Here is a 2609-nt window from a genome sequence, read left to right on the forward strand (position 1 = left end):
AATTATTATACATATTTTTTACCGTTGCTTGTAAAACTTATAAGCAAACAAACAAGCTCTTCCTAAAAAGTATCCTGTAAAAAGTGAGCTGATTATAGAATCAGTTAGGAAATATTTTTCAGCAGCACCTTGATCTATTTTTTCAAGATACTCAAAAATAAATTTCATACTACAAAACAGTGCCAAGAAGGCAAATGTTATATAGGATCCTGGCAATGTAACCGTCCATGCTTTTTTATCAAAGGTCACCAATGTTTTATCTGCAAAAAACAGACCAATAATTGTTCCAACAACTAAAAATATAACCGTTAGCATTACCGTTGTATCTGTTGAGACAGCATCTTTATATTTCAAAATAATCATACTAACTGGCATCAAAAACAACCGAGGGATGTAAACAACATGTTTGTGCATACTTTTCAAACCGATGTCTACAAAAAAGGCTAAAATCCCCCATACCCATAAAGGTGTATCCGTAAGACTATTTACAAAACTCATACTTATTTCCTTATTTTAACGTCTTAAAAATTTCATTTATGGACCAACCTAAAATAAACAGCTCTATCTTTTTTTAAGTAATTATTTAAGCGGTCTTGCCACCCCCAACTTAATCAAATATTTAAGAACTAAATCTTCGCCTTTTGCTTTATCTGCTGCAGCAGTAGATGTAGAAGCTGTAGCGGTTGCAGATTTTACTGATTTATCACCCTTGTTTGCATCTTGCATGTTATGAAAAAACTCCACAGAACGCTGCTGCTCAAAATGATAAGATAAATCACGAAATGATGACGCATACATGTGGCGAATAAAAAACTGAGCCTGTTTTAGCTGAGTGCTATATGAAAAAGAGCTACCTTTTTCAGTAGCAAGAAGACGCGTGATATAATCCATTATTCCTGTTAAATCTGTATAAAAATGTCGAGTGCATGGCGTGTTTGGATTACAATAATCTACGCCAGATAAATACAAACAGCATGATCTGTCGGCATTTTCTCGGTATTCCCATAAATAAATACCAGCACCAATCAATCGATTGGACAGAAAGCAAACAGACAAAAAGATCATTGTTTTAAAAAGTTTCATCATATCCCCCCGGATTAATTTAAATAACTAACCCAAAGGTACACTAAAAATATAGCCAAAAACAAGATTCTGCTTAAAACACTAATGGAAGTTGAGCTGGTTAATTATTTGCTCTATCTAATCGAGCTGTATAAATTCCGTTACTTCCCAAAAGGGACATGTTTAAATCAACCTCTTCCTCTGGATTGTCCACATCATAAGCAAGTGCATTGGTAAATATAACATTGCCATTTTTTTTAATTACTACCTGGGCGCACTGATTTCCATCAGAAATGTCACAAACTTCTTTTGCAATGCCTGGTCTGCCAGGAGCAGGAGTTGCGCGCGTACGACCAAATTGAACAGAGTGAGAAGGATTAACCGACAATAAAATATCATATTTATTTTTATGTTGATCTTGTGCCTGAAATGAAGCATACCCAGACGAACTTGTTCCAATGCTGTGATTAAAAATATGAGTTTTAAAAACAGGCGTTGAACTGTTTTGATTTTGTTTATTTGCAATCTTTAGTTGAGCTGTTAAACCTTTATTTCTTTTATTGTTTGCTACAGTCGAAACCTGAGTCAAAGTCAAATCAGAATGATTATAAACGGTTCCAAGCTTAATATCTGAAAAAATACTAAAACAGCTGACCAACAGACCAAAACAAATTATTAAAAAGCGCTTCATCAAAAATCCTTAAACTCAAACTTTTTTACAAATATTATCTGTATCAAAACACAAAATAAAAGATTTTTGCAAGCGGAAAAATCACAGAAAGCATAAAACTCTTTACGGCCATGATAAAAAATTGTTAGATTTCGACAAACTATAAATTTTAAAAATAGGAATTAATATGAAAAAACAACTGTTTATTTTAATGGTTTTGGCATTTGCGCAATTTGCTCATGGAGACTTTAACGATTATGCAGCAGAGCAAAAGGCTTCTGCAGATAAAACCGCACAAGCTGCTGCAACTTCTGGCCAACCTACAACCCCAGCAAACGCTGCTGCAGCACAAGATTGCTCACTCTGCCCTTCAGACGCAACCGTTTCAACGGCCATCCCTGCATTTTCAATTGCCATACTAGATAGCGCCAGCAACGTTTTAGCTTCGATTCCTGTTACCCCCAGTTCAAGTTTTACCGTCAACAATGCCACACTAACCGTAAATATTTTTCCACCCTCAACATCTGCCACAGATGGTTCATACTATGTGGTATACACCCTTACATCACTCTCTGGTTCTGTAACCCAAAAACAAATCTTTCCAGCTCCCGTAAGCCCACAAACAGCTCCTTTGGCATTTAAAACAATGCCAGCTTCAGTTGCAATTTATAGCAACGAAGTAACTCTAACTGTAAATTCTCCAGCCCCGAGCAGCCCTCTTGTAGCATCAACTTTTATGCCATCAGCTTTCACAACTCCAGCACAACAAACACAATTTCTAAATATAATTTCACCAGTCTCACAAGAGTTTTTAATAACTCAATCAGGTCTGACCATAAGCCCATCGAGCACTTTTGGATCGATAGAATCTGCAAGC

At 35.9% G+C, this 2609-nt stretch carries 4 protein-coding genes; 1 reads left to right on the plus strand and 3 read right to left on the minus strand.

What is annotated here, in order from left to right:
• Nucleotides 1–18: 18 nt before the first annotated feature.
• The 3 genes from NTU89_04500 to NTU89_04510 all read right to left on the minus strand — a co-directional run bounded on the left by NTU89_04500 (nt 19) and on the right by NTU89_04510 (nt 1753).
• Nucleotides 19–498: a hypothetical protein gene (locus NTU89_04500; GenBank protein MCX5923789.1), complete on the minus strand. Its 480-nt coding sequence runs from the start codon at nt 496–498 to the stop codon at nt 19–21.
• A gap of 81 nt (nt 499–579) precedes the next feature.
• Nucleotides 580–1083 (minus strand): hypothetical protein, encoded by a 504-nt coding sequence (locus tag NTU89_04505; protein ID MCX5923790.1) that lies wholly within the window; start codon nt 1081–1083, stop codon nt 580–582.
• A gap of 100 nt (nt 1084–1183) precedes the next feature.
• The gene (locus NTU89_04510) at nt 1184–1753 is read right to left on the minus strand and encodes a hypothetical protein (GenBank protein ID MCX5923791.1); all 570 of its coding nucleotides are present in this window, start codon (nt 1751–1753) and stop codon (nt 1184–1186) included.
• A 166-nt stretch (nt 1754–1919) separates the two neighbouring features.
• Between NTU89_04510 and NTU89_04515 the strand changes: the two genes are divergently transcribed.
• The coding region (locus tag NTU89_04515) for a hypothetical protein (GenBank protein ID MCX5923792.1) at nt 1920–2609 on the plus strand (690 nt) is incomplete at its 3' end.

This window comes from Candidatus Dependentiae bacterium, from assembly GCA_026389065.1.
GTDB lineage: Bacteria > Babelota > Babeliae > Babelales > Chromulinivoraceae > JACPFN01.

Bases quoted from the DNA above. Each gene is read 5' to 3' on its own strand.
- NTU89_04500 (MCX5923789.1), bottom strand. From the start codon at position 498: ATGAGTTTTGTAAATAGTCTTACGGATACACCTTTATGGGTATGGGGG.
- NTU89_04505 (MCX5923790.1), bottom strand. From the start codon at position 1,083: ATGAAACTTTTTAAAACAATGATCTTTTTGTCTGTTTGCTTTCTGTCC.
- NTU89_04510 (MCX5923791.1), bottom strand. From the start codon at position 1,753: ATGAAGCGCTTTTTAATAATTTGTTTTGGTCTGTTGGTCAGCTGTTTT.